Source organism: Azospirillum rugosum (assembly GCF_017876155.1).
In the GTDB taxonomy this organism is placed as follows: Bacteria; Pseudomonadota; Alphaproteobacteria; order Azospirillales; family Azospirillaceae; genus Azospirillum; species Azospirillum rugosum.
This window is the reverse complement of record NZ_JAGINP010000004.1, coordinates 307,034-333,195: the sequence shown is the minus strand read 5'-3', so window position 1 is coordinate 333,195 and position 26,162 is coordinate 307,034. Positions and strand designations below refer to the sequence as shown.

At 69.3% G+C, this 26,162-nt stretch carries 24 protein-coding genes and 1 tRNA gene; 19 read left to right on the top strand and 6 right to left on the bottom strand.

Going from position 1 to position 26,162, the window contains the following annotated elements; genetic code table 11:
• Window positions 1-146 precede the first annotated feature (146 nt).
• The 9 genes from J2851_RS07940 to ptsN all read left to right on the top strand — a co-directional run bounded on the left by J2851_RS07940 (window position 147) and on the right by ptsN (window position 7,672).
• Window positions 147-233 (top strand) — tRNA-Leu (locus J2851_RS07940).
• Window positions 234-358: 125 nt separating this feature from the next.
• Window positions 359-1,000 (top strand): ribonuclease D, encoded by a 642-nt coding sequence (locus J2851_RS07935; protein ID WP_209765463.1) that lies wholly within the window; start codon window positions 359-361, stop codon window positions 998-1,000.
• Window positions 1,001-1,277: 277 nt separating this feature from the next.
• Entirely contained in the window at window positions 1,278-2,207 is a 930-nt protein-coding gene (locus J2851_RS07930) for a KpsF/GutQ family sugar-phosphate isomerase (RefSeq protein ID WP_209765564.1), read from the top strand.
• 25 nt (window positions 2,208-2,232) lie between these two features.
• The gene (gene lptC / locus J2851_RS07925; RefSeq protein ID WP_246500492.1) at window positions 2,233-3,078 is read left to right on the top strand and encodes an LPS export ABC transporter periplasmic protein LptC; all 846 of its coding nucleotides are present in this window, start codon (window positions 2,233-2,235) and stop codon (window positions 3,076-3,078) included.
• A gap of 26 nt (window positions 3,079-3,104) precedes the next feature.
• A complete protein-coding gene (locus tag J2851_RS07920) occupies window positions 3,105-3,998 on the top strand; it encodes an LptA/OstA family protein (protein ID WP_307418674.1) in 894 nt (297 codons plus the stop codon).
• Between the two features lie 54 nt (window positions 3,999-4,052).
• Entirely contained in the window at window positions 4,053-4,862 is an 810-nt protein-coding gene (gene lptB, locus J2851_RS07915) for an LPS export ABC transporter ATP-binding protein (RefSeq protein ID WP_370881299.1), read from the top strand.
• 16 nt (window positions 4,863-4,878) lie between these two features.
• Entirely contained in the window at window positions 4,879-6,456 is a 1,578-nt protein-coding gene (gene rpoN / locus J2851_RS07910) for an RNA polymerase factor sigma-54 (RefSeq protein WP_209765457.1), read from the top strand.
• Window positions 6,457-6,579: 123 nt separating this feature from the next.
• Window positions 6,580-7,179, top strand: a complete 600-nt coding sequence (hpf, locus tag J2851_RS07905) for a ribosome hibernation-promoting factor, HPF/YfiA family (RefSeq protein ID WP_209765455.1) — start codon at window positions 6,580-6,582, stop codon at window positions 7,177-7,179.
• Window positions 7,180-7,213: 34 nt separating this feature from the next.
• On the top strand, window positions 7,214-7,672 hold the full coding sequence (ptsN, locus tag J2851_RS07900; RefSeq protein WP_209765453.1) for a PTS IIA-like nitrogen regulatory protein PtsN: 459 nt from the start codon (window positions 7,214-7,216) through the stop codon (window positions 7,670-7,672).
• A gap of 314 nt (window positions 7,673-7,986) precedes the next feature.
• Here ptsN and ubiG read toward each other — a convergent pair whose 3' ends face one another.
• The gene (gene ubiG / locus J2851_RS07895; RefSeq protein ID WP_209765451.1) at window positions 7,987-8,739 is read right to left on the bottom strand and encodes a bifunctional 2-polyprenyl-6-hydroxyphenol methylase/3-demethylubiquinol 3-O-methyltransferase UbiG; all 753 of its coding nucleotides are present in this window, start codon (window positions 8,737-8,739) and stop codon (window positions 7,987-7,989) included.
• A gap of 153 nt (window positions 8,740-8,892) precedes the next feature.
• Here ubiG and J2851_RS07890 point away from each other — a divergent pair, with 153 nt between their 5' ends.
• The 7 genes from J2851_RS07890 to prfA all read left to right on the top strand — a co-directional run bounded on the left by J2851_RS07890 (window position 8,893) and on the right by prfA (window position 18,963).
• Window positions 8,893-10,128, top strand: a complete 1,236-nt coding sequence (locus J2851_RS07890; protein WP_209765449.1) for an aspartate kinase — start codon at window positions 8,893-8,895, stop codon at window positions 10,126-10,128.
• Window positions 10,129-10,156: 28 nt separating this feature from the next.
• Window positions 10,157-11,290, top strand: a complete 1,134-nt coding sequence (locus tag J2851_RS07885) for an NAD(P)H-dependent flavin oxidoreductase (RefSeq protein WP_209765447.1) — start codon at window positions 10,157-10,159, stop codon at window positions 11,288-11,290.
• A gap of 1 nt (window position 11,291) precedes the next feature.
• On the top strand, window positions 11,292-13,580 hold the full coding sequence (gene ptsP / locus J2851_RS07880) for a phosphoenolpyruvate--protein phosphotransferase (protein ID WP_209765445.1): 2,289 nt from the start codon (window positions 11,292-11,294) through the stop codon (window positions 13,578-13,580).
• 223 nt (window positions 13,581-13,803) lie between these two features.
• Window positions 13,804-15,165, top strand: coding sequence for a helix-turn-helix domain-containing protein (locus J2851_RS07875; protein ID WP_246500491.1), 1,362 nt, complete (start codon window positions 13,804-13,806; stop codon window positions 15,163-15,165).
• A gap of 159 nt (window positions 15,166-15,324) precedes the next feature.
• A complete protein-coding gene (gene ispG / locus J2851_RS07870; RefSeq protein ID WP_209765443.1) occupies window positions 15,325-16,467 on the top strand; it encodes a flavodoxin-dependent (E)-4-hydroxy-3-methylbut-2-enyl-diphosphate synthase in 1,143 nt (380 codons plus the stop codon).
• Window positions 16,468-16,571: 104 nt separating this feature from the next.
• Window positions 16,572-17,915 carry a glutamyl-tRNA reductase gene (gene hemA / locus J2851_RS07865; protein WP_209765441.1) on the top strand — a complete coding sequence of 448 codons (1,344 nt, stop codon included), beginning with the start codon at window positions 16,572-16,574 and terminating at the stop codon, window positions 17,913-17,915.
• Window positions 17,890-18,963, top strand: a complete 1,074-nt coding sequence (gene prfA, locus J2851_RS07860; protein WP_209765439.1) for a peptide chain release factor 1 — start codon at window positions 17,890-17,892, stop codon at window positions 18,961-18,963. Before hemA ends, prfA begins: the two co-directional genes overlap by 26 nt.
• A 9-nt stretch (window positions 18,964-18,972) precedes the next feature.
• Here prfA and J2851_RS07855 read toward each other — a convergent pair whose 3' ends face one another.
• A complete protein-coding gene (locus J2851_RS07855; RefSeq protein ID WP_209765437.1) occupies window positions 18,973-19,356 on the bottom strand; it encodes an endonuclease domain-containing protein in 384 nt (127 codons plus the stop codon).
• A gap of 119 nt (window positions 19,357-19,475) precedes the next feature.
• Between J2851_RS07855 and prmC the strand changes: the two genes are divergently transcribed.
• Window positions 19,476-20,330: a peptide chain release factor N(5)-glutamine methyltransferase gene (prmC, locus tag J2851_RS07850; protein ID WP_209765435.1), complete on the top strand. Its 855-nt coding sequence runs from the start codon at window positions 19,476-19,478 to the stop codon at window positions 20,328-20,330.
• A 301-nt stretch (window positions 20,331-20,631) separates the two neighbouring features.
• Window positions 20,632-21,060 carry a DUF4167 domain-containing protein gene (locus J2851_RS07845; RefSeq protein ID WP_209765434.1) on the top strand — a complete coding sequence of 143 codons (429 nt, stop codon included), beginning with the start codon at window positions 20,632-20,634 and terminating at the stop codon, window positions 21,058-21,060.
• Between the two features lie 35 nt (window positions 21,061-21,095).
• Here J2851_RS07845 and J2851_RS07840 read toward each other — a convergent pair whose 3' ends face one another.
• The 4 genes from J2851_RS07840 to J2851_RS07825 form a co-directional block, all read right to left on the bottom strand.
• A complete protein-coding gene (locus tag J2851_RS07840; RefSeq protein ID WP_209765432.1) occupies window positions 21,096-21,878 on the bottom strand; it encodes an MOSC domain-containing protein in 783 nt (260 codons plus the stop codon).
• Between the two features lie 93 nt (window positions 21,879-21,971).
• Window positions 21,972-22,511, bottom strand: a complete 540-nt coding sequence (locus tag J2851_RS07835) for an NUDIX domain-containing protein (RefSeq protein ID WP_209765430.1) — start codon at window positions 22,509-22,511, stop codon at window positions 21,972-21,974.
• Window positions 22,512-22,520: 9 nt separating this feature from the next.
• The gene (locus J2851_RS07830; protein ID WP_209765428.1) at window positions 22,521-23,012 is read right to left on the bottom strand and encodes a ribonuclease toxin HepT-like protein; all 492 of its coding nucleotides are present in this window, start codon (window positions 23,010-23,012) and stop codon (window positions 22,521-22,523) included.
• Window positions 22,993-23,328 (bottom strand): nucleotidyltransferase family protein, encoded by a 336-nt coding sequence (locus tag J2851_RS07825; protein ID WP_209765426.1) that lies wholly within the window; start codon window positions 23,326-23,328, stop codon window positions 22,993-22,995. The genes J2851_RS07830 and J2851_RS07825 overlap by 20 nt, the downstream gene beginning before the upstream one ends.
• A gap of 159 nt (window positions 23,329-23,487) precedes the next feature.
• On the opposite strand from J2851_RS07825, the gene clpB reads away from it, so the two are divergent.
• Window positions 23,488-26,124, top strand: a complete 2,637-nt coding sequence (clpB, locus tag J2851_RS07820) for an ATP-dependent chaperone ClpB (protein WP_209765424.1) — start codon at window positions 23,488-23,490, stop codon at window positions 26,122-26,124.
• Window positions 26,125-26,162: the final 38 nt, after the last annotated feature.

The following is a 26,162-nucleotide window of genomic DNA, read 5'->3' as shown; positions in this document are numbered from 1 at the left end:
GGCGAGGCTAGGCCCGCCGCGCGGGTCCCGGCCCAAATCGCGGCGAAGCGGGCGGGGGAGGGGAACGTCCGCGGGCTCCGCGCAAAAAGTGAAAAAAAGCTGTTGACGGGGATCCGCCGTCCGGCTACATAAGCGGCCCACACCGAGCCCAGGTGGCGGAATTGGTAGACGCGCAGGTTTCAGGTACCTGTGGCAGAAATGTCGTGGAAGTTCGAGTCTTCTCCTGGGCACCAAATCTACCCGGCTGCGCCGCATGCTACGGACCTCCCCTTCCGGGGGACGGGAAGGAAGCAGAGCGGCGTTCGTCGTTTCTGGGGTCCATGGCCGGGGGCCGTCCTCCAACGCGGGAAGCCACCCGATGCCCATCGATCTACATGACGGCGACCTGCCGGACGGTCTCGACCTGAAAGCCATGGCCCGCGACGGCGCCGTCGCGATCGACACCGAAACCATGGGGCTGAACCCCCACCGCGACCGGCTGTGCTTGGTCCAGCTGTCGCCCGGCGACGGCACGGTGCACCTCGTCCAGTTCCGCCAGGACCAATTCCAAAGGGGGCGCTACGACGCGCCGAACCTGAAGCGGCTGCTGACCGACCCGGAGGTCACCAAGCTCTTCCACTTCGCCCGCTTCGACGTCGCGATCATGCAGGCCTATCTCGGCGTGGTCTGCCAGCCGGTCTATTGCACCAAGGTCGCGTCCAAGCTGGTGCGCACCTTCACCGACAAGCACGGCCTGAAGGATCTGGTGAAGGACCTGCTGGGCGTGGAGCTGTCCAAGCAGCAGCAGTCCTCCGACTGGGGTGCGGACGAACTGACGCCGGAGCAGATGAAGTACGCCGCGTCCGACGTGCTGCACCTGCACGACCTGAAGGACAAGCTGGACGTCATGCTGGCCCGCGAAGGACGGACCCACCTGGCCAAGGCCTGCTTCGACTTCCTGCCGGCGCGCGGCGCCCTCGACCTGGGCGGCTGGGACCAGCCGGACATTTTGGCGCACTGAGCGCCAATCGGGTTGGAATAGGACCGTTCATCCGGGCGTTGATTTGACCGGCGGCGCAACGGTGGGCATACTGCCGGGGCGCGATCCCGCCCGTTGGTGCGTATGCCCAACCCGGGGTTTGTCGGTGTACCTGTGTTTGCCCGGGGTGCGTTATCGGCCCGCGGGGCCCAACTGAAGAGGCAACTTCGCCTTGACCAGCCTGATCGATTGCCCGGCCGCCGGGGAGCAGGACGAGACGCTCGCCACGGCCGTGCCCGACCGCGACATCGCCAGCGCCATGCGGGTGCTGCGCATGGAGGCCAACGCGCTCACCGCGCTGGCCGCCAGCCTGGACGGCGCCTTCACCCGCGCGCTCGACACGCTGGCCGGCATCGCCGGCCGCGTCGTGGTGACGGGCATGGGCAAGTCCGGCCATGTCGCGCGGAAGATCGCGGCGACCCTGGCCTCCACCGGCACGCCGGCCCTCTTCGTCCATCCGGGGGAGGCCAGCCACGGCGACCTCGGCATGATCGCGCGCGAGGACGCGGTGATCGCGCTGTCCAACTCCGGCGAGACGCACGAGCTGTCGGACGTCATCGCCTACACCCGGCGCTTCGCGATCCCGCTGATCGGCATCACCCGGCGCGCCGGCTCCTCGCTCGCCGAACAGTCGGACGTGGCGCTGGTCCTGCCGTCGGCGCCGGAAGCCTGCCCGCTGGGCCTCGCCCCCACCACGTCGACCACCATGATGCTGGCCTTGGGTGACGCCCTGGCCGTGGCGCTGTTGGAACGTCGGGGCTTCACCGCGTCCGACTTCAAGGAGCTGCATCCCGGCGGCCAGCTGGGCCGGGCGCTGCTGAAGGTCACCGACGTCATGCACAAGGGCGACGACATGCCCCTGTGCGGGCTGGACACTCCGCTGTCGGACGTGATCCTGGAGATGACGGCCAAGCGGCTCGGCTGCGTCGGCGTGCTCGACGATGCGGGCGTGCTGGTCGGCGTCATCACCGACGGCGACCTGCGCCGCCACCTGAAGCCCGAATTGCTGGCGGAGCGGGCGGACAGCATCCTGTCGCCCCGGCCGAAGACGATCCGTCCCAAGGCGTTGGTCGTGGAAGCCCTGCGGGAGATGAACGAGAAACAGATCACCAGCCTGTTCGTGATCGAGGCCGACCGGCCGCTTGGCGTCGTGCACATCCACGACTGCCTGCGCGCCGGGGCGGCGTGAGCGGCGGCCGGTGGAAGGTGGCCTGATGGACAGCGACTTGAAGGACGGCGGCCTGATCGAACGTCGCCGCGGGGAGCGTGGCCCGAATGAAGGCGGACCCATGAGCGCGGACGACCTGCGCGCCAACAATCTTCGTACGGGCGAACTTCGGACGGGCGACCTTCGTGCGGATGGCCGGCACCGGATCGGTCGAACGGGGGCCGCGGACGGGGAATCGTCCATTCCGCTGCGCGCCGATCCGTCGGGCGGTCGCGCCCACCAGCGCCGCGTCATCCGCCCGGTCAGCCGGCTGTACAGCCGTTTCGTCACCGGAATGAAGTACGTCCTGCCGGCCGTGGCGCTCGCCGTGCTGGCGCTGATCGCGGCCTGGCCGTCGCTGACCGAGCTGCCGACTCCGAAGATTGCGGCCGACAAGGGCCAGACGGAGATGATCAAGCCGCGCTACCTGAGCAAGGACGAGCAGAACCAGCCCTTCTCCCTGACCGCGGTGAAGGCGGACAAGCTGGCCGACCAGCCGGACATCGTGGTGCTGGACCAGCCGGAGATGGAGATGACCCAGAACGACGGCGCCTGGGTCAACATCCGGTCCGACAAGGGCTGGTACGATCAGAGCACCGGCATCCTGAAGATGCGCAGCAACGTCCGCGTGCTGCGCGACGACGGCAACGAGTTCACCACGGAAGAGGCCGAGTCCGACGTCCGCAAGGGCACGGCCTGGGGCGACGTCCATGTGGTCGGCCAGGGACCGCAGGGCGTGATCAACGCCGAGGGCTTCCGCCTGTCCGACCGCGGCAAGACGATGGTCTTCCTGAACCAATCCAAGGCCGACGTCCAGGCCGCCGAGCGCCCGGGGGGAGGAAAGAAGCGGTGAGTGCAGCCACCTTTGCGGCCCAGTTCGTGAGCAGGTTCGCGAGCAATGTCGCGGCGGGAGCGGCCGGCCTCGCGCTGGCCGGCCTTCTGGCGCTGTCGTCCGCCCCCGCCCAGGCGCAGGGGATGCCCGGCCTGGGCGGCGGGCCCAACCCGGTCGAGGTCAACGCCGACCAGGCGATCGAATGGCACCAGGATGTCCGCGCCTACGTCGCGCGCGGCAACGCCTCGGCCAAGCGCAACGACAGCACGGTCTACGCCGACGTCCTGACCGCCTATTACCGCGAGGTCCCCGGCAAGGGCAACGAGGTGTTCCAACTCGTCGCCGAGGGCAACGTGCGCATCGTCAGCCCGTCGCAGACGGTGTTCGGCGAACGCGGCGTCTACGACGTGGACAAGCAGGTGGCGGTGGTGACCGGCAACAACCTGAAGCTGGTCACGCGCACCGACGTGGTCACCGCCCGCGACACGCTGGAATATTACGAGGCCAAGGACATGGCGGTGGCGCGCGGCGACGCGCTGGCCGTGCGCCAGTCCAACGGCGACCGGCTGCGCGCCGACGTGCTGATCGGCCAATTCAAGAAGATGCCGGACGGCACCACCCAGATGGAGAGGATCGACGGGTCCGGCAACGTGGTCGTCACGACGACCACCGACGTCGCCCTGTCGGACAAGCTGGTCTATTCGGTCGCGGACGAGACGGCGGTGCTTCTCGGCAACGTCAAGATCACCCGCAACGACAACCAGCTGAACGGCGAAGCCGCCGAGATGAACACCAGGACCAAGGTCAACCGGGTCATCGCCGGCCCCGCCACCGGCGGGCGGGTGATGGGCCTGCTGGTTCCCGGCCAGGAGCCCGGCACTCCCGGCGCCCCGGCCTCCGGCAAGCCGGGCGCCAAGCCGGCCAAATCCTCCAAACCCTGACGGCTTCAGCCCCAACCGCCCGGCAGCCAACACGATGACCCCAACACGATGACCATGGATATCGAAGACCGGGACCTCGACGACCACCGGGCCGCAAGGCCGGACCCGGCGGCGGGATCCGCGCTGGGTGCGGACCTGCCGTCCGAAGGGCTCGTCGCCTTGCATCTGGGCAAGTCCTACAAGAAGCGCCCCGTCGTCCGCGACGTGACCGTGACGGTGCAGCGGGGCGAGGCCGTTGGCCTGCTGGGCCCCAACGGCGCCGGCAAGACCACGTGCTTCTACATGATTACCGGCCTGATCGCGGCCGACTCGGGCACCATCCTGCTCGACGGGCAGGACATCACGGCGCTCCCCATGTACCGGCGGGCGCGGCTCGGCATCGGCTACCTGCCGCAGGAGGCGTCGATCTTCCGCGGCATGTCGGTGGAGAACAACATCCGCGCCGTGCTGGAGGTGGTGGAGACGAACCGCGACGCCCGCGAGGCGATGCTGGACGAGCTTCTGGCCGAATTCTCCATCACCCATCTGCGGCGCGCCCCCGCTCTGGCCCTGTCCGGCGGCGAGCGGCGCCGCGTGGAGATCGCCCGCGCGCTGGCCTCGCAGCCGCACTTCATCCTGCTGGACGAACCGCTGGCCGGTATCGACCCGATCGCCGTGAACGACATCCGCGAACTGGTCAGCCATCTGCGCGACCGCGGCATCGGGGTGCTGATCACGGACCACAACGTGCGCGAAACGCTGGACCTCGTCGATCGGGCATACATCTTGCACGATGGTGTGGTACTAATGGAGGGAGAGCCGTCGGAGATCGTCGCGCACCAGGATGTGCGGCGCGTCTACCTCGGCGACCGGTTCAGCCTCTAGCCTGGTCTCCCTGCCCATGGCGCTCAGCCAACGACTCGATCTACGCCAAACACAGTCCCTGGTGATGACCCCGCAGCTGCAGCAGGCGATCAAGCTGCTGCAGCTGTCGAACATCGAGTTGTCGGATTTCGTGGACCGGGAGATCGAGCAGAATCCCCTCCTGGAGCGCGATGGCGGCCCCGGTGATTCCGGGGGCGACTCCGCCGGTGACGGCGGGAACGCGAACGGCGCGGTGGAACCGGGCATGGCCGACCTGTCGGGTCCGGAAGAGCCGCCGCCGTCCTTCGAAGGACGGACCCGCGACACGGTGGAGATGACCTCGTCGGAGACGATGGGCTCCTCCTCCGACGCGCCGCTCGACACCGATTTCGAGAATGTCTACGCCGACGACCGCTTTTCCGACGGAACGGACGGATCGAGCGACGTCTACGGCTCCTGGCAGGAGCGTGGCGGGCGCGGCGGCTTCGAGGATGACGACAGCAACCTGGAAGCGACGCTGACCGGCCAGGTCAGCCTGCGCGACCATCTGACCGAACAGCTGAAGATCGACCTGCCGGACCACGGCGACCAGCTGATCGGCCTGGCGCTGATCGACATGCTGGACGAGGCGGGCTGGATCACCGGGTTGGAGGTGGAGGCGCTCGCCGGGCAGCTCGGCTGCGAGCCGGAGCGGGTGGAACGGGTGCTGGCCGCCTGCCAGCGCTTCGACCCGCCGGGCATCTTCGCGCGGTCCCTGAAGGAATGCCTGGCCATCCAGCTGCGCGAGAAGAACCGGTTCGACCCGGCCATGGCGGCCCTGCTCGACAACCTGGAGCTTCTGGCCGCGCGCAACCTGCCGGCGCTGATGAAGGTCTGTGGCGTGGACGCCGAGGACATCGGCGACATGGTCGCCGAGATCCGCAAGCTGAACCCCAAGCCGGCGCTCTGCTTCGACCACACGCCGGCGCAGCTGGTCACGCCGGACATCCTGATGCGCGCCAACCCCGGCGGCGGCTGGCTGATCGACCTGAACCCGGACACTTTGCCGCGGGTGCTGGTCAACCACCGCTACTTCGCACGCATCTCCGGAACGGCCCGCAACAAGGCCGACAAGGAGTACATCACCGAGCGGTTCCAGTCCGCGAATTGGCTGGTGAAGTCGCTGCACCAGCGAGCCACCACCATTTTGAAGGTCGCCAGCGAGATCATCCGGCAACAGGACGCTTTCTTCATTCATGGTGTCTCTCATCTTAAGCCGCTGATCCTTCGCGACATCGCGGAAGCCATCGGCATGCACGAGAGCACGGTCAGCCGAGTCACCACCAACAAGTTCATGGCGACCCCGCGCGGCGTGTTCGAGCTGAAATACTTCTTCACCTCCGCCATCCAGGGTGCCGACGGCCAGGCCGCCCATTCCGCAGAAGCGGTCCGGCACCGCATTAAGACCATGATCGACGCGGAGAAGCCGGACGACGTGCTGTCCGACGACAAAATTGTCGAGATCCTTAGGGGTGAAGGGATCGACATTGCGCGACGGACCGTCGCGAAGTATCGTGAAGCGATGCGAATCCCGTCATCGGTGCAGCGCCGCCGTGCCAAGATGTCACGCATGTAAACGGGTCCGAACTAGGGCGTCGTTCGTTGACAGCCTGGGGCTTGGCCACTATGGTCCCGGTCCGCACGTGGCGGCCTGCCGTCGTCTTCTGTCCCTCGCGGACCAATTTGGAAACCTCCCAAAATGCAACTGACCGTCAAAGGCAAGCAGCTTGACGTTGGCGATGCCCTGCGCACCCACGTCGCGGATAGCCTGAACTCCGTCGTCGGCAAGTATTTCAACAAGCCGATCGAGGCGAACGTCGTCCTGACGCGCGACGCGCACCTGTTCAAGGCCGACATCCAGGTCCATGTCGGCCGTGGCATCGTGCTGCAGAGCGCGTCGGAAGCGACCGAGCCGTATCCGGCGTTCGACACGGCGTGCGAGAAGCTGTCCAAGCGCCTGCGCCGGTACAAGAGCCGCCTGCGCGATCACCACACCGTCGACGCCGCCCCGCAGCAGGAAGCCGTGCCGGCCCGCTACCAGATCCTGGAAGCGGAGAAGGACGAGGCCCATGTCGATGGCGACGAGGCGGTGGCCGAAAAGGCCCAGCCCATGGTCATCGCCGAGATGCAGACCTCCATCGCGACCCTGACGGTCAGCGAGGCGGTGATGCGCATGGAGTTGGCCGACTCCCCGGCTTTGCTGTTCAACAACAGTGCGCATGGCCGTCTGAACCTGGTCTACCGTCGCGCCGATGGCAACATCGGCTGGGTCGACCCGGCGGAGAAGGCCGGCGCCTGATCCCGGGCTCCGTCGCAACCACACCGCAACCGTCATGCTCGATCTCATCACGCCGCACGCCATCCTCCCCAGCCTCAAGGCCGGCAGCAAGAAGCAGGCCCTGCAGGACATGGCGCGCAAGGCGGCCGAGCTGACCGGCCAGCACGAACGGGCGATCTTCGACGTCCTGCTGGAACGGGAGCGGTTGGGCACCACCGGCGTGGGGCATGGCATCGCCATCCCCCACGGCAAGCTGTCCAACCTCGACCGCGTCCACGGCGTCTTCGCCCGGCTGGAGCGGCCCATCGACTTCGACGCGATCGATGAGCAGCCGGTCGATCTGATTTTCCTGCTGTTGGCCCCGGACCATGCCGGTGCCGACCATCTGAAGGCGCTGGCCCGTGTGTCGCGCCTGCTGCGTGACCAGTCCATGTGCGAAAAGCTGCGCGGCTCCGACTCGGCGGACGCCATCTACGCGCTTCTGACCCAGCACGAAGCCAGCCACGCCGTGTGAGGCAAGACGGGAGGGCGAGAGCCCTCCCGTTTCCTTTGCGCCCGCGGCGCGCTATAATCTTTCCATGCCGAACGTGTTCCGAATGCCGTGGATCACGCCCGAGGACTATCTCGCCGCCGAACGGGCGGCCGAGGTCCAGGACGAGTCACCGAGGGTGATGTTCTTCTGAAATCCATCAACGCCGCGGTGACGCTGGACGACCTGTACGCTCCATAAGGCCTGCGTAGGTTGGGTGGAGCGTACGCGGAACCCAACATTCCCAGCGATGGTGGGTTTGTTGGGTTGCGCTGCGCTCCACCCAACCTACGGGCTCATCAAACGCGTTCGGCCCAGGTCATGTAGTTCACGTCGAGGTCGCGCGGGTTCAGGCGGAACTCGTCGGACAGCGGGCTGTACGTCACCCCGGTCAGGTCCTTGATGCCAAGCCCGTGCACGCGTACGGCGGCGGCCAGTTCGCTCGGGCGCAGGAACTGGCGCCAGTTGTGGGTGCCGCGTGGCATCCAGCGCAGGATGTACTCCGCCCCCACAATGGCCAGCGCGAAGGACTTCGGCGTGCGGTTCAGCGTGGCGAGGAACAGCACGCCGCCGGGGGACAGCAGGTCGGCGCAGGACTTCACGAACAGGTCGACGTCGGCGACATGCTCGATCACCTCCATCGCCAGGACCACGTCGAAGCGCTCGCCGGAGGCGGCCAAGGCCTCGGCGGTGGTGGCGCGGTAGTCAACGGGCGTGCCGGTCTCCGCGGCGTGCGTGGCGGCGGTCCTCACGTTCTTCTCCGACGCGTCCACGCCGACCACCGTGGCGCCCATGCGGGCGATCGGTTCCGCCAGGAGGCCACCGCCGCAGCCGATGTCCACGACGCGGACGCCCTTCAGCGGGTCGGGCGCCAGCGGGTCGCGGCCGAGCCGCCGGCAAATCGTGTCGCGGATGTAGGTCAGGCGCAGCGGGTTGAGGCGGTGCAGCGGCCGGAACTTGCCGGTCGGGTCCCACCATTCCGCGGCGATGGCGGAAAAGCGGGCGACGTCCGCTGGATCAACAGTGCCTGCGGTTCCGGCAGTCGCGGTCATGAATGAAATCCCGTATGCTGGTTTGCGATAACAATTGCGGGGCGAACTTGCCTCGCTGTGAACGACAGAGTATGGATACGCCGCCCCGCGCCGGCAACGGTAGAGCGGGGGCGCGCGGACGGCCGGTTTTTCGGCACAGATATGGTGTGAGGTATGGCGCGGATCGTCCTCAAGTTCGGTGGCACGTCGGTCGGCGACATCGACCGCATCAAGAACGTGGCCCGCAAGGTCGAGCAGGAAGTGAAGGCGGGCCACCAGGTGGCCGTCGTCGTGTCGGCGATGTCCGGCGTGACCAACCAGCTCGTCAAATACTGCAACGACATCGACAAGCTGCACGACGCGCGCGAGTACGACGCCATCGTCGCTTCGGGCGAGCAGGTGACCTCCGGTCTCCTCGCCATCGCGCTGCAGTCGCGCGGCATCCCGGCGCGCTCCTGGCTCGGCTGGCAGATCCCGATCTACAGCGACGAGACGCACGGCAAGGCCCGCATCGTGTCGATCGACACGACCGAAATCGACAAGCGCATGGAGACCGGCGAGGTCGCCGTGGTCGCCGGCTTCCAGGGCGTGACCGAGGGCGGCCGCATCACCACGCTGGGCCGTGGCGGGTCCGACACCTCGGCGGTGGCGCTGGCCGCGGCGCTGAAGGCCGACCGTTGCGACATCTACACCGACGTGGACGGCGTCTACACCACCGACCCGCGCATCGTCACCAAGGCCCGCAAGCTCTCCAAGATCACCTACGAGGAGATGCTTGAGCTGGCGTCGCAGGGCGCCAAGGTCCTGCAGACGCGCTCGGTCGAGATGGCGATGAACCACCGCGTGCGCGTGCAGGTTCTGTCGAGCTTCGAGGAGGCCGCGGGCAGCGCGCTTCCCGGTACCCTGGTTGTGGACGAGGACGAGATCGTGGAAAAGGAAGTTGTGAGCGGCATCGCCTACAGCCGCGACGAGGCGAAGATCACCCTCATCGGCGTTGCCGACCGTCCGGGCGTGGCGGCCAACATCTTCGGGCCGCTGACCGACGCCGCCATCAACGTCGACATGATCGTGCAGAACGTGTCCGAGGACGGCACGTCCACCGACATGACCTTCACGGTCGGCAAGGCCGACATCGCCCGCGCCGTGAAGGTGCTGGAAGACGCCAAGGCCGAGCTGAACTACCGGCGCCTGGCGTCCGACGCCAACGTCGTGAAGGTGTCGGTGATCGGCGTCGGCATGCGCAGCCACACCGGCGTGGCCCAGCGCATGTTCAAGGCGCTGGCCGACAAGGGCATCAACATCCAGGTCATCTCCACCTCCGAGATCAAGATTTCGGTCCTGATCGCCGAGGAGTATGCGGAGCTGGCGCTGCGCGCGCTGCACACGGCCTACGGCCTGGACGCGGCCTGACGTCAGTAGGAAAAGGGGAGAGGCGGGCATGACCGACGCCAGGTCCGACATCCGTTCCGACGGGGCGGCGCGGGCGCGGCTCGACCAGCTGTGGGCGCGGGGGCGCGACTTCCTCGGCACGCGCACCGCCATCATGGGTGGTGCCATGAGCTGGGTGTCGGAGCGCCACCTCGTGTCCGCCATCTCCAACGCCGGCGGATTCGGCGTCGTCGCCTGCGGGTCGATGCCGCCGGAGCTGCTGGCCAATGAGATCGCCGGCACCAAGGCGCTGACCGCGAAACCGTTCGGCGTGAACCTCATCAACATGCACCCGCAGCTCGATCAGTTGATCGATGTCTGCCGGGAGCAGGGGGTGAGCCACGTGGTCATCGCCGGCGGCTTCCCGTCCGGCGCGACCATCAAGCGGATCAAGGACGGCGGCGCCAAGGTCATGGCCTTCGCCCCGACCCTGGTCAGCGGCCGGCGCATGGTGAAGCTGGGCGCCGATGCGCTGGTGATCGAGGGCACGGAGGCCGGCGGCCACATCGGCCCGGTGTCCACCACCGTGCTGGCCCAGGAAATCCTGCCCGACCTGCGCGACGTCCCGGTCTTCGTGGCCGGCGGCATCGGCCGCGGCGAGGCCATCGTCGCCTATCTGGAACTGGGGGCGGCCGGCGTGCAGATCGGCACGCGCTTCGTCTGCGCCACGGAATCCATCGCGCACCCGCGCTTCAAGCAGGTCTTCATCAAGGCGTCGGCCCGCGACGCGCAGGCGTCGGTGCAGATCGACCCGCGCTTTCCCGTCATCCCGGTGCGCGCGCTGGCCAACGCGGGCTCCAAGCGCTTCATGGAACTGCAGCGGGAGGTCATCGCCCGTGTCGACCGCGGCGAGATGTCGCGCGACGAGGGGCTGCTGGAGATCGAGCATTTCTGGGCAGGCGCACTGCGCCGCGCGGTCATCGACGGGGACATCGAGACGGGCTCCCTGATGGCCGGCCAGAGCGTCGGCCTGGTCACCCGCGAACAGCCGGTGGCGGAGATCATCGACGACTTGGTCGCCCAGGCCGAATCGTCGCTGGCGCGTCGGATCGGCGGCCTCGCTGCCGTCGGCCAGCCCGTCGAACCTGGGCCGGTCGAACCTGGGCCGGTCGAGCTGGGGCCGGCCGTGCTCGGGGCGGCCTGAGATGACCGACACCGTGGGCGAAGCTTCCGCCGGCTTTGATGGCGCCGCCTCGCGCCGGCTGCTGGCGCGCCTGCGCGACGTCATGGCGGGATCGGGATCGGGGCAGGAGCGGCTCGACAAGATCGTCTCGCTGATCGCCGCGGAGATGGGGGCGGACGTCTGCTCCGCCTACGTCATGCGCGCGGGCGAGGTGCTGGAGCTGTTCTCCACCTTCGGCCTGAACCAGACCGCGGTGCACAACACGCGCCTGCGCGTGGGCGAGGGCATCGTCGGCGACATCGCCGGCCACGCGCGGCCCATCGCGCTGGACAACGCGCCGTCGCACCCCAGCTTCGCCTACCGCCCGGAAACGGGCGAGGACCCCTTCCTGTCGCTGGCCGGCGTGCCGATCCTGCGCGGCGGCAAGGTGCGCGGCGTTCTGGTCATTCAGCACAAGGACCGCCGCCGCTACACGGAGGAGGAGGTCGAGACCCTGCAGACCATCGCCATGGTCGTCGCCGAACTGGTGGCCCAGGGCGAACTGGTCAACCCGCAGGAGGTCTCCTCCACCGGCGACCCGGCGCTGCTGCCGGCGCGCCTGTCCGGCACCTCGCTGGCCGGCGGCCTGTCCATGGGCCTTGCGGTCATCCACCGGCCGCAGCTGACCATCCGCCAGATGGTTGCCGAGGACGCGGAGAGCGAGCTGGTCCGGCTGAACGCCGCCATCGCCACCATGCACAGCGCCATCGACGACCTGCTGGCCGCGGCGGCGCTGGCGGGGCTGGGCGAGCCCAAGGACATCCTGGAAACCTACCGCATGTTCGCGGAGGACCGCGGCTGGCTCTCGCGCATCCGCGAGGCGATCCGCATGGGCCTGACGGCGGAAGCGGCGGTGCAGCAGGTGCAGAACGACACCCGCGCCCGCATGAGCCACCTGACGGACCCCTACATCCGCGAACGGCTGCTCGACCTGGAAGACCTGACCAACCGGCTGCTCCAGCATCTGGCCGGCCGCAAGTCGGAGGCCGACGGCGGCACCCTGCCGGATGACATCGTGCTGGTCGCCCGCTCCATGGGGCCGGCGGAGCTGCTGGACTACGACCAGCGCCGCCTGCGCGCCGTGGTGCTGGAGGACGGATCGCCGTCCAGTCACGTCTGCATCGTGGCGCGCGCGCTGAACATCCCGGTGGTGCAGGCCAACGACGCGCTGAACCGGATCGAGCCGCTCGACCCCGTCATCGTGGACGGCGACCACGGGCAAGTGTTCGTACGCCCGGCCGAAGACATCCAGATGGCCTTCGCCGAGAGCGTCGCGCTCCGCACGCGCAAGGAACAGATCTACGCGGAGATCCGCGGGCTGCCCTCGGTGACGCGCGACGGCGTGCCGATCTCCATCCAGCTGAACTGCGGCCTGCTGATCGACCTGCCGCACCTGAAGGCCAGCGGGGCGGAGGGCATCGGCCTCTACCGCACCGAAATCCCCTTCATGGTCCGGTCCTCCTACCCCGACGTGAAGGCGCAGACCGACCTCTACGCGCGCATCCTGGACGAGGCCGGCGACAAGCCGGTGGTGTTCCGCACGCTGGACGTCGGCGGCGACAAGATGCTGCCCTACATCGCGTCGGGCGAGGAGGAGAACCCGGCGCTCGGCTGGCGGGCGATCCGCATCGGGCTCGACCACCCGTCGCTGCTGCGCCAGCAGCTCCGCTCGCTGCTGCGGGCGGCGGCCGGCCGGCCGCTGTCGGTGATGTTCCCGATGATCGCCGAGGTGGCCGAGTTCGACGCCGCCAAGCGCCTGCTCGACCTGGAGCTGAAGCGTCTGGAGCAGCAGGGCTTGGAGCCGCCGAGCCGTCTGCGCGTCGGCACGATGATCGAGGTCCCGTCGCTGCTGTGGCAGCTGCCGGCCCTGCTGGCGCGGGTGGATTTCCTGTCGGTCGGCTCCAACGACCTGACGCAGTACATCTTCGCCAGCGACCGCGGCAACCCGCGCACGGCGACCCGCTACGACCCGCTGGCCCCGGCCATGCTGTGCCTGCTGCGGCGGCTCGTGGAGGCCTGTAACGACGCGGGCGTTCCGCTCAGCATCTGCGGCGAGATGGCCGGGCGGCCGCTCGACGCCATGGCCCTGCTGGGCATCGGCTTCCGCAGCCTGTCCATGTCCCCGCCCTCGGTCGGGCCGGTCAAGACCATGCTCCGCTCGCTGGACGTGGCGGCGCTGCGCCAGTACATGGCCGGGCTCTACCAGAAGGGCGACCACAGCCTGCGCGACAAGCTGCGCAGCTTCGCCAAGGACCACGGCGTCCTGATCTGAGCACCGGGGACGGCTCTGTCGCCCCCCTGTTGCCCCCCTCTGTTGCCTGGGCCACACGCCCCCTTGATCGTTTGTAGAAGCGACGTTTTGTTACAGCGGCTCGGCCGATTGGCGTATACAACGTCGCAGCGTTGCGGTCATTCGCGGTTGCGCAGCCATCGGGGCTGGCGTACCCATGCGAGGGGACGACCGCCTTGGTTTCCGGAGCGACGGTGCGGCTGACATGATGGGCAAGCGCAAGGTTCTCGACACCCTCGACCCCGCGTCCCAGTTCGGCTCTCTGCCGGCCGGGCCCAGCGTGTCGGACACGCTGCGCGAAACGCGCGAGAGCCTCGGCTACGACCTGCGCGAGGTCGCGACGATGCTGCGCATCCGCTACCCCTACCTGCAGGCCATCGAATCCGGCCGCTTCGACGAGCTTCCGGGGGCCGCCTACGCGGCCGGCTTCCTGCGCTCCTACGCCGAATGCCTGGGGCTCGACCCCGAGGCAATCATTACCCGGTACAAGGACGAGGCCGCCGGCAAGACGCGCAGCCAGCAGCTCTATTTCCCGACCCCCGTTCCGGAAGGCCGCATCCCCGGCGGCACCGTCCTGCTCGGCACCATGGTGCTGGCCGGCATCGTCTACGGCGGCTGGTACTATCTGTCGGCCACCGACCGGTCGATGGTGGACCTGGTGCCGACCCTGCCGGACCGGCTGGTGTCGCTGCTCGACACCTCGCCCCTGAACAACGTGCCGGGCAGCGCCCAGGCGCCGGCGCCCACGGACACGGCGCCGCCGGTTCCGAACATGACGGCGGAAGCGCCCACGACACCGCCTTCGGCTGGCGGGGCCTCCACGCCGGCTCCGGTCCCCACCGGTCCGGTCGCCGCCCCGGTGGCGCCCACCCCTGCGGCTCCCGCCGTTCAGTCGGCCCCCGCTCCCACGCCTGCTCCCGCCAAGGTGGCCAACGCGCCCGCCGCGGCGCCGCAGCCCGCCGCCCCGGCTCCCATAGCCCCGGCCCCCACGGCTCCGCCACCGGCGCCGGCCGCTGCGCTGCCGGCCCCGACGCCGGGGGTGAAGCCGTCCGTCGTCGCGGCGATTCCCCCGGCCGCCGTTCCGGCTGTGCCCGCGGCTCCCGCCGGCATGGTCAGCGTGCCTCCGCCTCCGTCCGAGGACGAAGAAGGCGAGGGCACCGCGCAGGAACCCACTCCGCTGTCGCCCGGCGCCCCCGCCATCGCCGGCCTGCCGCCCGCCCCGCCGCCGGCGCCGGCGCGCGCCGCGACCGACACGGCCGGCTTGCCGTCCAAGGTCTACGGCAGCCAGAACCCGACCTCGCGCATCCAGCTCCGCGCCACGCAGGACAGCTGGATCCAGGTCCGCGACGGCAACGGCGAGATCATCTTCACCCGCGTGCTGAAGCCCGGCGACGTTTACCGCGTGCCCGACCGCGCCGGCATCCGCGTTCGCACCGGCAACGCCGGCGGCCTGACCATGGTCACCGACGGGGTGGACGGCGCGCCGCTGGGTGCCGTCGGCCAGGTGCTGCGCGACGTGGCGCTGGACCAGGGCGGGGCGCCTCCCCGCACCGGCAGCGCCCGCTGAACCCGGCCGAGCGCGACCCGGCCGGTGGGTTCGGACGGATGGCAGACTTGAATCCCCAGGCTTCGACCGCACTTCAGGCGTGACGCCGGCTGCGCTATAAGGGCGTGGACGGCGCCTTCGCGACCGGTCCCTCCGTTCGAAGCCCCGAGGCTGAATCCCATGAGCAGCGTGCGTCCCTACCGCCAGATTCTCCGCCGCAAGTCCCGCCAGATCCGGGTGGGCAACGTGCTCGTCGGCGGCGACGCGCCGATCTCGGTGCAGACCATGACGAACACGCCCACCGCCGACGTGAAGGCGACGGTGGAGCAGATCCTGGCGGCGGAGCGCGTGGGCGCCGACATCGTGCGCGTGTCCTGCCCCGACCAGGAATCGGCGCTGGCCCTGAAGCAGATCGTGCCCCAGGTCAACGTCCCGATCGTCGCGGACATCCATTTCCACTACAAGCGCGCCATCGAGGCGGCGCAGAGCGGTGCCGCCTGCCTGCGCATCAACCCGGGCAACATCGGCTCGGCCGAGCGCGTGCGCGAGGTGGTGAAGGCGGCCAAGGACTATGGCTGCTCCATGCGCATCGGCGTCAACGCCGGCTCCCTGGAGCAGGACCTGCTGGAGAAGTACGGGGAGCCCTGCCCGGAAGCGCTGGTCGAAAGCGCGCTGAACCACGCCAAGATCCTGGAGGACCACGATTTCACCGAGTTCAAGATCTCGGTGAAGGCCTCCGACGTGTTCCTCGCCGTCGCCGCCTACCAGGGGCTGGCGGAGGCCTGCGACTACCCGCTGCACATCGGCATCACCGAGGCCGGCGGGCTGCGGGCCGGCACGGTGAAGTCGTCCATCGGGCTCGGCATGCTGCTGTGGTCGGGGATCGGCGACACCATGCGCGTGTCCCTGTCGGCCGACCCGACGGAAGAGGTGCAGGTCGGCTACGAGATGCTGAAGTCGCTCGGCCTGCGCCGCCGCGGCGTCACGGTCATCTCCTGCCCCAGCTGCGCGCGCCAGAACTTCAACGTCATCAAGACGGTGGAACTGCTGGAGGCCCGGCTGGCCCACATCACCACGCCGCTGACCCTGTCGGTCATCGGCTGCGTCGTGAACGGCCCCGGCGAGGCGCGGGAGACCGACATCGGCCTGACCGGCGGCGGCAACAACACCCACCAGGTCTACCTGTCCGGCGTGACCGACCACCGGCTGAAGGACCAGGACATCGTCGAGCACCTCGTCGGCCTGGTCGAGAAGAAGGCGGCGGAGATCGAGGCCGCCAAGGTGGCTGAACAGGCTGTCGAGAGCGCTCCGGCGGCGGAGTGACCGCCTTTCCACGGACGGCACGGATGAACGCGGAGCGATCGGCACTGCCATAGCGCCCAATCTGTGTTTATCTGTGTTCCTCTGTGGATTGAAAAAGCCCATCCGTGACCTCCTCCTACTTCGTCATCGGCGCCAGCCACCGGACCTGTTCGGGCGCGATCCGCGACCGTCTGACGACGGAGGAGGCGGAGGTGCCGATGATGCTGGATCGCCTGCGCGACGCCGGCCTGACCCAGGCGGTGTGGCTCAGCACCTGCGACCGGGTGGAGGTGCAGGCGGTCGATGAGCGCCCGCACGAAGCGGCGCTCGCCGTCGCCGGGATCATGGCGGAGCGGGTCGGCCTGTCGGAGCCGGACCTCGCCGGGCAGCTCTACACGCTGACCGGGGTGGACGCGGTCCGGCACGTCTTCGCCGTCGCCTGCTCGTTGGACAGCCAGATCGTGGGCGAGCCGCACATCCTCGGCCAATTGAAGGCGGCGCACCGCCACGCCGCGACGGCCGGGCTCACCGGGCCGGCGCTGGAGAGCCTCTTCCAGGCGGCCTACGGCGCCGCCAAGCGGGTGCGCCGGGAAACACCGATCGCGGAGGGGGCAACTTCGCTCGTCGCGGCGGCGGTCCAGGTGGCGCGCGACCTGCACGGCGACCTGAAGCGCTGCTCCGGCCTATTGATGGGCCTCGGCGACATGGGGGCGCTGGTGCTGGACGGCCTGCGCGAGGCCGGGCTGGGGCGGCTGACGGTGGCCTCCCCGGTGGATCGCCGGGCCGAATCGGCGGCGCGGCGGATGGACAGCCACTTCGTTCCCTGGGCGGATCTCGATTCCGCGCTGGCCGGTGCGGATATCGTGGTGACCGCGGCCGGTCTGGGGCGCTATATCCTGTCGGCGCAGGCGTTGGGGGCGGCGTTGAAGCGCCGCCGCCGGCGCCCGGTGTTCGTGGTGGACGCGGCCATCCCGGCCGACGTGGACCCGGCGGTCGCGTCGCTGGACGAGGCGTTCGTCTACGACCTCGCCGACCTGGAGCGCGTGGCGCTGCAGGGGCGGGTGGGGCGCGAGGCGGCGACCAAGGCGGCGTGGGCCATCGTGGACGAGGCCGTGGCGGCCTTCGCCCGGCATCGGGCGGAGCGTGCTGCGGTGCCCGCCGTGGCGGCGCTGCGCGCGCATTTCGAGGCGGAGCGTCGGCGGCTGCTGGACGAGCACCGCGGGCTGGATGCGGCGGCGGCGACGCGGCTGCTGGTCAACCGGCTGCTGCACGGCCCGTCGGAGGCGTTGCGGGCCATGGCGGCGGGCGACGGCTCGGAGGGTGGCGCCGACACCGGCGGGGCCGGGCTGGTGGAGCGGGCGGCGGCCGAACGGCTGCTGTTCCAGCTGTTCCGGCTGGCCGAGAGTGATGGCCCCCAAATCGATGGGAATGAGGACGAGCGACGTGAGCCTGGACGAGAAGTTCAATAAGGTCGTGGCCCGCCATGACGAGTTGCGGGACGCCCTGGCGGCGGGCACGGTGGACCCGGCGGACTTCGCCCGGCTGTCGAAGGAATACGCCGACCTCACCCCCGTCGCCGAGGCGATCGCGGAGCTGAAGAAGGCCAGGGCCGAGGCCGCCGACCTCGCGGGCATGATCGCCGACCCGGCCGGCGACGCCGAGATGAAGGCGCTGGCGGAGGAGGAGTTCGGCGACCTGACCCGCCGCATCCCCGGCCTGGAGCGCCGCGTGCAGATCGCGCTGCTGCCCAAGGACGAGGCGGACGAGAAGAACGCCATCCTGGAGGTGCGCGCCGGCACCGGCGGCGACGAGGCCGCCCTGTTCGCCGCGGAACTGTTCGAGATGTACCGCCGCTACGCCGGCCTGCACGGCTGGCGCTTTGAGACGATGGAGGTCAGCGAGACCGGCATCGGCGGCTACAAGGAGGCCATCGCCAGCATCACCGGCCGCGGCGTCTTCGCCCGGCTGAAGTTCGAATCGGGCGTCCACCGCGTGCAGCGCGTCCCGGCGACGGAGACGCAGGGCCGCATCCACACCTCCGCCGCCACGGTCGCCGTGCTGCCGGAGGCGGAGGAGGTGGACATCCACATCGACGAGAAGGACCTGCGCATCGACGTGTTCCGCTCCAGCGGCCCCGGCGGCCAGTCGGTGAACACGACGGACAGCGCGGTGCGCATCACCCACCTGCCGACCGGCCTGGTGGTCAGCCAGCAGGACGAGAAGAGCCAGCACAAGAACAAGGCCAAGGCCCTGAAGGTGCTGCGCGCCCGCCTGTACGAGCTGGAGCGGTCCGCCAAGGATGCGGCGAGGGCGGCGGACCGCAAGAACCAGGTGGGCTCCGGCGACCGCTCGGAACGCATCCGCACCTACAACTTCCCGCAAGGGCGCGTGACCGACCACCGCATCAACCTGACGCTCTACAAGATCGACAAGGTGATGGCCGGCGAAGCCCTGGACGAAATGATCGACGCCCTGGTCGCGGAAGACGAGGCCGCGCGGCTGGCCGAGTTGCAGTAGGCCAAGCGCTCAAGCCCCCTCCACCGCCGCAGGCGGGGGAGGGCTGGGGAGGGGACCGAGGGCGTCGCCGATCATGCGCGCCACGCCCTCGGAATTGCCGAGCACGTCGTTGTTCCAGAACCGCAGGATCCGCCAGCCGTGTTGCCGCAAGTGCCTGTCCCGAGCAGCGTCATAGGCGGACTCTGCGTGCTGCCCGCCATCGACCTCGACGATCAGCATGGTCTCGACGCAGGCGAAGTCCGCAATGTAAGGGGGAATAGGATGCTGGCGGCGGAAGTACCACCCGCCAATTTGCCGGCGCCGTATGATGGACCACAGCTTCCGCTCCGCATCCGTGGGCTCGCGGCGCATAGTCCGCGCGCGGTTGCGTGTTTTCTCCGTGATGCGGGGCATTGTATGCGTCCTTTTGCCCCCTCCCTAACCCTCCCCCGCTTCGCGGTGGAGGGGACGAAACGCCGCAGTGTCCAAGCTCCCTCCACCGCCAGAGGCGGGGGAGGGTTGGGGAGGGGGCTATGACCCAAACATTGAAACAGCTCCGCCGCGCCGCCGAAGCCCGTCTGCGCGAGGCCGGCGTGGACACGCCGGACCTCGACACACGGTTGCTCATCGAGCACGCGCTGACCCTCACCCGCGAGGACTTCTTCCTCAGGGCCGACACGCCCATCCCCGACGCCGACGCGGCCCGCGTCATGGCGTTGGTGGAGCGCCGCGCGGCGCATGAGCCGGTGGGGCGCATCCTGGGCCATCGGGAGTTCTGGACGATCGACCTCGCCCTCAACCCCGACACGCTGGAGCCGCGGCCGGACACCGAGACGGTGGTGGAGACGGTGCTGAAAGCCGTGCCCGATCCCGCCGCCCCCCTGCGGCTGCTCGACCTCGGCACGGGGACGGGTTGCATCCTGCTGGCGCTGCTTGCCGAGTTGCCGCAATCCTCGGGCGTGGGGGTGGACCTCAGCCCGAACGCGGTCGCGGCGGCGGCGGACAACGCGGCGCGCAATGGGCTGGCCGGGCGGGCGCGCTTCCAGGCCGGGAACTGGGGCGAGGGGCTGGCGGAGCGCTTCGACGTCGTCGTCTCCAACCCGCCTTACATCCCCAGCGCCGACATCGCCACCCTGGCGCCGGAGGTGCGGGAGCACGACCCGCGGCGCGCGCTCGACGGCGGGGCGGACGGGCTGGACGCCTACCGGGCAATCGCGGCGCAGCTTCCGGGCCTGCTGGAGCCCGGCGGGCTCGCCGCGCTGGAGGTCGGGCAGGGGCAGGCGGGCGATGTGGCGGGGCTGCTCCAGGCGGCGGGGCTGGAGGTGCGGGGTGTGTTCCGCGACCTGGGCGGGGTGGAACGCTGCGTCCTGGCCCGCAAGGCCCCGTAAATCCGGCCGTCTTAAAAACAGGTTGCCCCCAAAAAAAAAGGTTGGATTGCTGCGCCGTCCCCATTAGGGTGCAGGGTACGACGACAACCCTAGGGACGATGGCCCCAGGGGCGTTCCCAAGGCCACCGGAAACTCCGCGCAGGTGGGCGGAAGTCCGCTAGGCCACCCGGTTTGAGGGCGGGCGCGTCGTTTGCTCCCCGTGACCCATCCGCGGACTGCTCCGCGGCGGGCTCGACGGCCAGGACGGCCGCCGGGGTATTCCGGGGATTGCGCTTCTCTTGCAGAGGGCCCTAAGAGCCAAATGAGACAAGGACCGAACTCCAGGCGCTCGCGCGGTCGTGGCAACGGCGGCGGTGGTGGCGGAGGTGGTGGCGGCGGCGGCGGTGGAAACCGCCGGCAGAACGTCCCGCTGCGGCACCAGACGTTCGACAGCAACGGCCCGGACGTGCGCATCCGCGGCAACGCGTGGCAGGTCCATGAGAAGTACCAGGCGCTGGCGCGCGACGCCGCGTCCTCCGGTGACCGCATCCAGGCGGAAAATTACCTGCAGCACGCGGAACATTATTTCCGCATCATCAACCAGATCCAGGAATCGGAAAACCGCCAGCGCAATCCGGGCGGCAACGGCCATGGCGCGCTGTCCGGCAACATGCCGGCCGACGAGGACGAGGTTGGCGAGGCCGGCGAGGAAGCCGACGGCGCGGACGAACGGGCCCCGCTGAACGCCTGAGCGTTCGCCGGCCCACTCCCTTGGGCCTGTTTCCTTCAGGGAAGCGTGGTGTCGGACAGGGTCACCGGGTCGCCCAGCGCGATCCGGCCGCCCTGCACCACGCGGGCGTAGACCCCGCACTGCGTGTGGCCGTAGCCGCGCTCCAGGATTGGAAGCGTGTTGAAGTCGCGCGCGCCCGTGGCCGGGTTCACCTCGCTGGACGAGCGGCAATCCTTGTGGGCGCAGACCCGCAGGGTCGCTCCGCCGACGGTCAGCAGGGCACCGATCCACTGGCGCTCCACCCACGGCTCCAGCCCATCGATCATCAGGTTGGCGCGGAAACGGCGCGGGTCGACCGGCTGCTTGGCCACCCGCTCCTCCAGGTCGCGCACGCTGGCGAGGTTCAGGATCGAGACGGCCGCCTCTTCCCGGTCGGTGAAGGCGGCGTCCTTCGCCTCGGCGAGCTTGGGAAGCCCGGGAGCGGCGCCGGCGAGGTAGGCGGCGAAGAACTGCTCCACCAGCATCCGGCCCATGGGCTGGTCCAACCGCCCGCGCGACACGGGCTTGCCGCCGCGCCGGATGATCAGCGACTGGGTGTCCTCGTCGAACTCGCTGTCGAGAAGCGCCAGCTTTTCGTTGCGGTCGAGCGTGAAGAAATCCTCGTTGGGCCGCCAGACCCCCGCATCCAATCCGGCGTCTTGCGCCGCCGGCCCATGCAGGATGCCGAAACGGCGGTCGAACGGGATCGGCTGGCCGGTGACGAGGTCAACGGCGGGCAGGTCCTGGCCGCTCAGCCCCTTGATGGGGTAGCGGCGGATGGCGGCGACGGTCGCGGTCATTGCACTGCACAATGGTGGGACCGATTCGGTTCTGTCAACCGTCGCGAACGGAATCCGTCACCAACGCACTCACCAACGCACTCACCAACGCACTCACCACCGCTCTGGCACCGGTTCCCGACCCAGGAACTCGGCCAAGCGCCGCCGCGTCGCCGAGGAAACGTCGTCGGGAAGCTGGTCGAGCGGGAAAAAGCGCGCCTCCACGATCTCCACCCCGTCCGCGACGGGGGTCCCTGACCATTCCCGCGCGACGAAGACCGCCACATGGTCGCTCGCCCCATGACGGAAGCGGGCGTAGACGGCGAAGGGCTGCGGGTCGCTGTCGACGCTCAGCCCGACCTCCTCCCGCACCTCGCGGCGCATGGCCTCCACCAGAGTCTCGCCTTTTCCGACCCCGCCGCCCGGAAAATGCCAGCCGCCGACGTAGCTGTGCCGGATCAGCAGCACCCGCCTCGCGCCAGCCCCGCCCGATTCGTCCCCAGATTCGTCGATGATGATGGCCCGCACGCCCATGGTCAGCGGCCGCGCGACCAGATGCCACAGGTTGCGGGCGTGCCAGGCGAGGCGCAGGGCCGAGGAGGTCAGGGACAGCGGCACGATGGGGCGGCGGGACGTGGTGGCGATGGCCGACATGCGGGGCCTTCAGGGGCTTGATTCAGCTTCCAAAGCGCGGCGAAAGGAATCGAGGTCGGCGCGGAACGCCGCCAGCGCCCCCGGTACCGTGTCCGCGACCTCCAGCAACCGCTCTTCGTCGAGGTCGCCAACGTAGCTGTTGCGTTCGCGGTGACGGAAGGCGCGCAAACGGTCGAACGCCGATAGGGTGCCCCCCGACAGCACCGGAGGCCGTACCGCAGGCAGGGCAACGCCCATGCGGACGAGCAGGGTCCTATGCCACGCTTCGTCCTTCGGAACCGATCCGTCGATGGTGCTCGCGATCATCTTCAGCATGCGTTCGACCCCGGAATAGGCCTTCTCGACGCCGGAGGCGATGCCGCTGACCGCCAGCCAACGGATCACCCGGTCCGACCGCATCGCCGGATCATCCCGGAAGCGCCGCACCGCTTCGGCCAGCAACGCCCCTTCCTCGTCCACGCGCCGCCATTCCAGGTCGAGATCAGCGAAGATCGGGTGCACGGACCGCTTCCTCCAGCATTCGGGTGCGGTGGGGTGCCTTGACTTCGTCCAGATAGACCAGATCGAAGGGAAGATCCTCCATTACGGCCTCGACCCCGGTTTCCAGGGCGTAGCGCAGGTGCGGCGGGCAGGACAGCACCAGGAAGTCCACGTCCGAATGGTCTTTGAAACCGCCGCGGGCCAGCGATCCGATCACCGCGGCGTCTACCCCTTGTCCGGACAGCCAGTCGAGCGCGGATCGCGCCCTCAGGATGGCCGCTTTCCGGCGCTCCTCTGCCCGGCGGCGCAACAGCGCGTCAAGCCGCGACTCGGCCATGGCCCATCCTCCGAAAACCCTTCGGTCAAGGTGGTCTTGCATAGGCTGGACACGCTACCACATCTACGGCAACACAGCATCCTTGCGGATCGCACATCGTTTGTGGATCGGATCGACCGGGCTGCCCAGCGGACGGTCGGCGGATAAGGGAGCAGACCTATGGACTTCGAGAAGTACACCGAGCGCAGCCGCGGCTTCGTGCAGGCGGCGCAGACCCTCGCCTTGCGGCGCGGCCACCAGCGGCTGACGCCGGAACATCTGCTGAAGACCCTTCTGGACGACAAGGAAGGGCTGGCGGCCAACCTGATCCGGGCGGCCGGCGGCGACCCCGCCGCGGCGCTGGCGGGCGTGGACGCGGAGCTGGACAAGCAGCCCAAGGTGGAAGGCAGCGGGGCCGGGCAGGTGTACCTGTCGCCCGAACTGTCGCGCGTGTTCGAGCAGGCGGAGAAGATCGCCCAGAAGGCGGGCGACAGCTACGTCACCGCGGAGCGCATCCTGCTGGCACTCGCCATGGCCGACGGCACGCCGTCCGCCAACGTGCTGAAGCGCGCCGGCGTCAACCCGCAGTCGCTGAACACCGCGATCAACGAGATCCGCAAGGGCCGCACCGCCGACACGGCCAGCGCCGAGCAGGGCTACGACGCCCTGAAGAAGTACGCGCGCGACCTGACCGAGTCGGCGCGCGAGGGCAAGCTCGACCCCGTCATCGGCCGCGACGAGGAAATCCGCCGCACCATCCAGGTGCTGGCCCGCCGCACCAAGAACAACCCGGTGCTGATCGGCGAGCCGGGCGTCGGCAAGACCGCCATCGTCGAGGGCCTCGCCCAGCGCATCGTCAAGGGCGACGTGCCGGAGGGGCTGAAGAACAAGAAGCTGCTTGCGCTCGACCTCGCGGGCATGGTGGCCGGCGCGAAGTACCGCGGCGAGTTCGAGGAGCGGCTGAAGGCCGTGCTGTCGGAAATCCAGGCGGCGGCCGGCGAGATCATCGTCTTCATCGACGAGCTGCACACGCTGGTCGGGGCTGGCAAGGCGGACGGCGCCATGGACGCCTCCAACATGCTGAAGCCCGCGCTGGCGCGGGGCGAGCTGCACTGCGTCGGCGCCACCACGCTGGACGAGTACCGCAAGCACATCGAGAAGGACGCCGCCCTGGCGCGGCGCTTCCAGCCCGTCTTCGTGCCCGAGCCGACGGTGGAGGACACCATCTCCATCCTGCGCGGCCTGAAGGAGCGGTACGAGGTGCACCACGGCGTGCGCATCACCGACAGCGCCATCGTGGCGGCGGCGACTCTGTCCAACCGCTACATCACCGACCGCTTCCTGCCCGACAAGGCCATCGACCTGATCGACGAGGCGGCGAGCCGCCTGCGCATGGCCGTGGACAGCAAGCCGGAGAACATCGACGAGCTGGACCGCCGCATCATTCAGCTGAAGATCGAGCGCGAGGCGCTGAAGCGCGAGTCCGATGAGGCCTCCCGCACCCGGCTCGGCAACCTGGAGCAGGAGCTGGCCGACCTGGAGCAGGAGTCGGCCGAGCTGACCGCCAAGTGGCAGGCGGAGAAGGACCAGCTTCAGGGCGCGCAGAAGATCAAGGAGGATCTGGAGAAGGCCCGCACCGAGTTGGAGCAGGTGCAGCGCGAGGGCAACTGGGCGAAAGCCGGCGAGCTGGCCTACGGCGTCATCCCGGATCTTGAGAAGGCGCTGAAGGCCGCGGAGGAGCACGCGGCCAACCGCATGCTGAACGAGGAGGTGCGCGACACCGACATCGCCTCGGTCGTCAGCCGCTGGACCGGCGTGCCGGTGGACAAGATGCTGGCCGGCGAGCGCGAGAAGCTGCTGGCGATGGAAACGCGCCTGAAGACCCGCGTGGTCGGCCAGGACGAGGCCATCGTCGCGGTGTCCAACGCCATCCGCCGGGCGCGCGCCGGCTTGCAGGACCCGCACCGGCCCATCGGCTCCTTCCTGTTCCTCGGCCCCACCGGCGTCGGCAAGACGGAGCTGACCAAGGCGCTGGCCGAGTTCCTGTTCGACGACGAGACGGCCATGGTCCGCCTCGACATGTCGGAATACATGGAGAAGCACTCCGTCGCCCGCATGATCGGCGCGCCCCCGGGCTACGTCGGCTATGAGGAGGGCGGGGCGCTGACCGAGGCGGTGCGGCGCCGGCCCTATCAGGTCGTGCTGTTCGACGAGGTGGAGAAGGCCCACCCGGACGTCTTCAACGTGCTGCTCCAGGTGCTCGACGACGGGCGCCTGACGGACGGGCAGGGGCGGACGGTGGACTTCCGCAACGTGGTCATCATCATGACCTCGAACCTCGGCTCCGAAGTCCTGGCGAGCCAGCCGGAGGGGCAGGACAGCAGCGCCGTCCGCGACGAGGTGATGGAGGTGGTGCGGGCGCATTTCCGGCCGGAATTCCTGAACCGGCTGGACGAGATCCTGCTGTTCCACCGCCTGGACCGCAGCCACATGGGCGGGATCGTCAAGATCCAGCTCGGCCGGCTGGTCAAGATGCTCGCCGACCGCGACATCGCGCTGGAGGTGGACGACGCCGCGACCCAGTGGCTGGCCGAGGCCGGCTACGACCCGGTCTACGGCGCCCGCCCGCTGAAGCGCGTGATCCAGCGGGAGCTGCAGAACCCGCTCGCCACCATGATCCTGGAAGGCCGCGTCGCCGACGGCCAGACGGTGAAGGTGGGGGCCGAAGGCGGCGAGTTGACCATCAACGGCCTGCCCGTCTCCGCCCAGGTCCGCAGCGCCGCCGCGGCGGGGCCGGTGGCGACGACGGTGCATTGATCGCCCGGCCCTGATCGGGAGCCTTGATCGGGATGGGA

Coding starts and splice junctions, on each gene's coding strand:
- J2851_RS07845 (WP_209765434.1), top strand. CDS start 20,632: ATGAGACAAGGACCGAACTCCAGGCGCTCGCGCGGTCGTGGCAACGGC.
- clpB (WP_209765424.1), top strand. CDS start 23,488: ATGGACTTCGAGAAGTACACCGAGCGCAGCCGCGGCTTCGTGCAGGCG.
- prmC (WP_209765435.1), top strand. CDS start 19,476: ATGACCCAAACATTGAAACAGCTCCGCCGCGCCGCCGAAGCCCGTCTG.
- J2851_RS07890 (WP_209765449.1), top strand. CDS start 8,893: ATGGCGCGGATCGTCCTCAAGTTCGGTGGCACGTCGGTCGGCGACATC.
- J2851_RS07885 (WP_209765447.1), top strand. CDS start 10,157: ATGACCGACGCCAGGTCCGACATCCGTTCCGACGGGGCGGCGCGGGCG.
- lptC (WP_246500492.1), top strand. CDS start 2,233: ATGGACAGCGACTTGAAGGACGGCGGCCTGATCGAACGTCGCCGCGGG.
- hpf (WP_209765455.1), top strand. CDS start 6,580: ATGCAACTGACCGTCAAAGGCAAGCAGCTTGACGTTGGCGATGCCCTG.
- ispG (WP_209765443.1), top strand. CDS start 15,325: ATGAGCAGCGTGCGTCCCTACCGCCAGATTCTCCGCCGCAAGTCCCGC.
- J2851_RS07935 (WP_209765463.1), top strand. CDS start 359: ATGCCCATCGATCTACATGACGGCGACCTGCCGGACGGTCTCGACCTG.
- ptsN (WP_209765453.1), top strand. CDS start 7,214: ATGCTCGATCTCATCACGCCGCACGCCATCCTCCCCAGCCTCAAGGCC.
- J2851_RS07835 (WP_209765430.1), bottom strand. CDS start 22,511: ATGTCGGCCATCGCCACCACGTCCCGCCGCCCCATCGTGCCGCTGTCC.
- ubiG (WP_209765451.1), bottom strand. CDS start 8,739: ATGACCGCGACTGCCGGAACCGCAGGCACTGTTGATCCAGCGGACGTC.
- J2851_RS07855 (WP_209765437.1), bottom strand. CDS start 19,356: ATGCCCCGCATCACGGAGAAAACACGCAACCGCGCGCGGACTATGCGC.
- J2851_RS07875 (WP_246500491.1), top strand. CDS start 13,804: ATGATGGGCAAGCGCAAGGTTCTCGACACCCTCGACCCCGCGTCCCAG.
- rpoN (WP_209765457.1), top strand. CDS start 4,879: ATGGCGCTCAGCCAACGACTCGATCTACGCCAAACACAGTCCCTGGTG.
- J2851_RS07840 (WP_209765432.1), bottom strand. CDS start 21,878: ATGACCGCGACCGTCGCCGCCATCCGCCGCTACCCCATCAAGGGGCTG.
- ptsP (WP_209765445.1), top strand. CDS start 11,292: ATGACCGACACCGTGGGCGAAGCTTCCGCCGGCTTTGATGGCGCCGCC.
- J2851_RS07825 (WP_209765426.1), bottom strand. CDS start 23,328: ATGGCCGAGTCGCGGCTTGACGCGCTGTTGCGCCGCCGGGCAGAGGAG.
- lptB (WP_370881299.1), top strand. CDS start 4,053: ATGGATATCGAAGACCGGGACCTCGACGACCACCGGGCCGCAAGGCCG.
- J2851_RS07930 (WP_209765564.1), top strand. CDS start 1,278: ATGCGGGTGCTGCGCATGGAGGCCAACGCGCTCACCGCGCTGGCCGCC.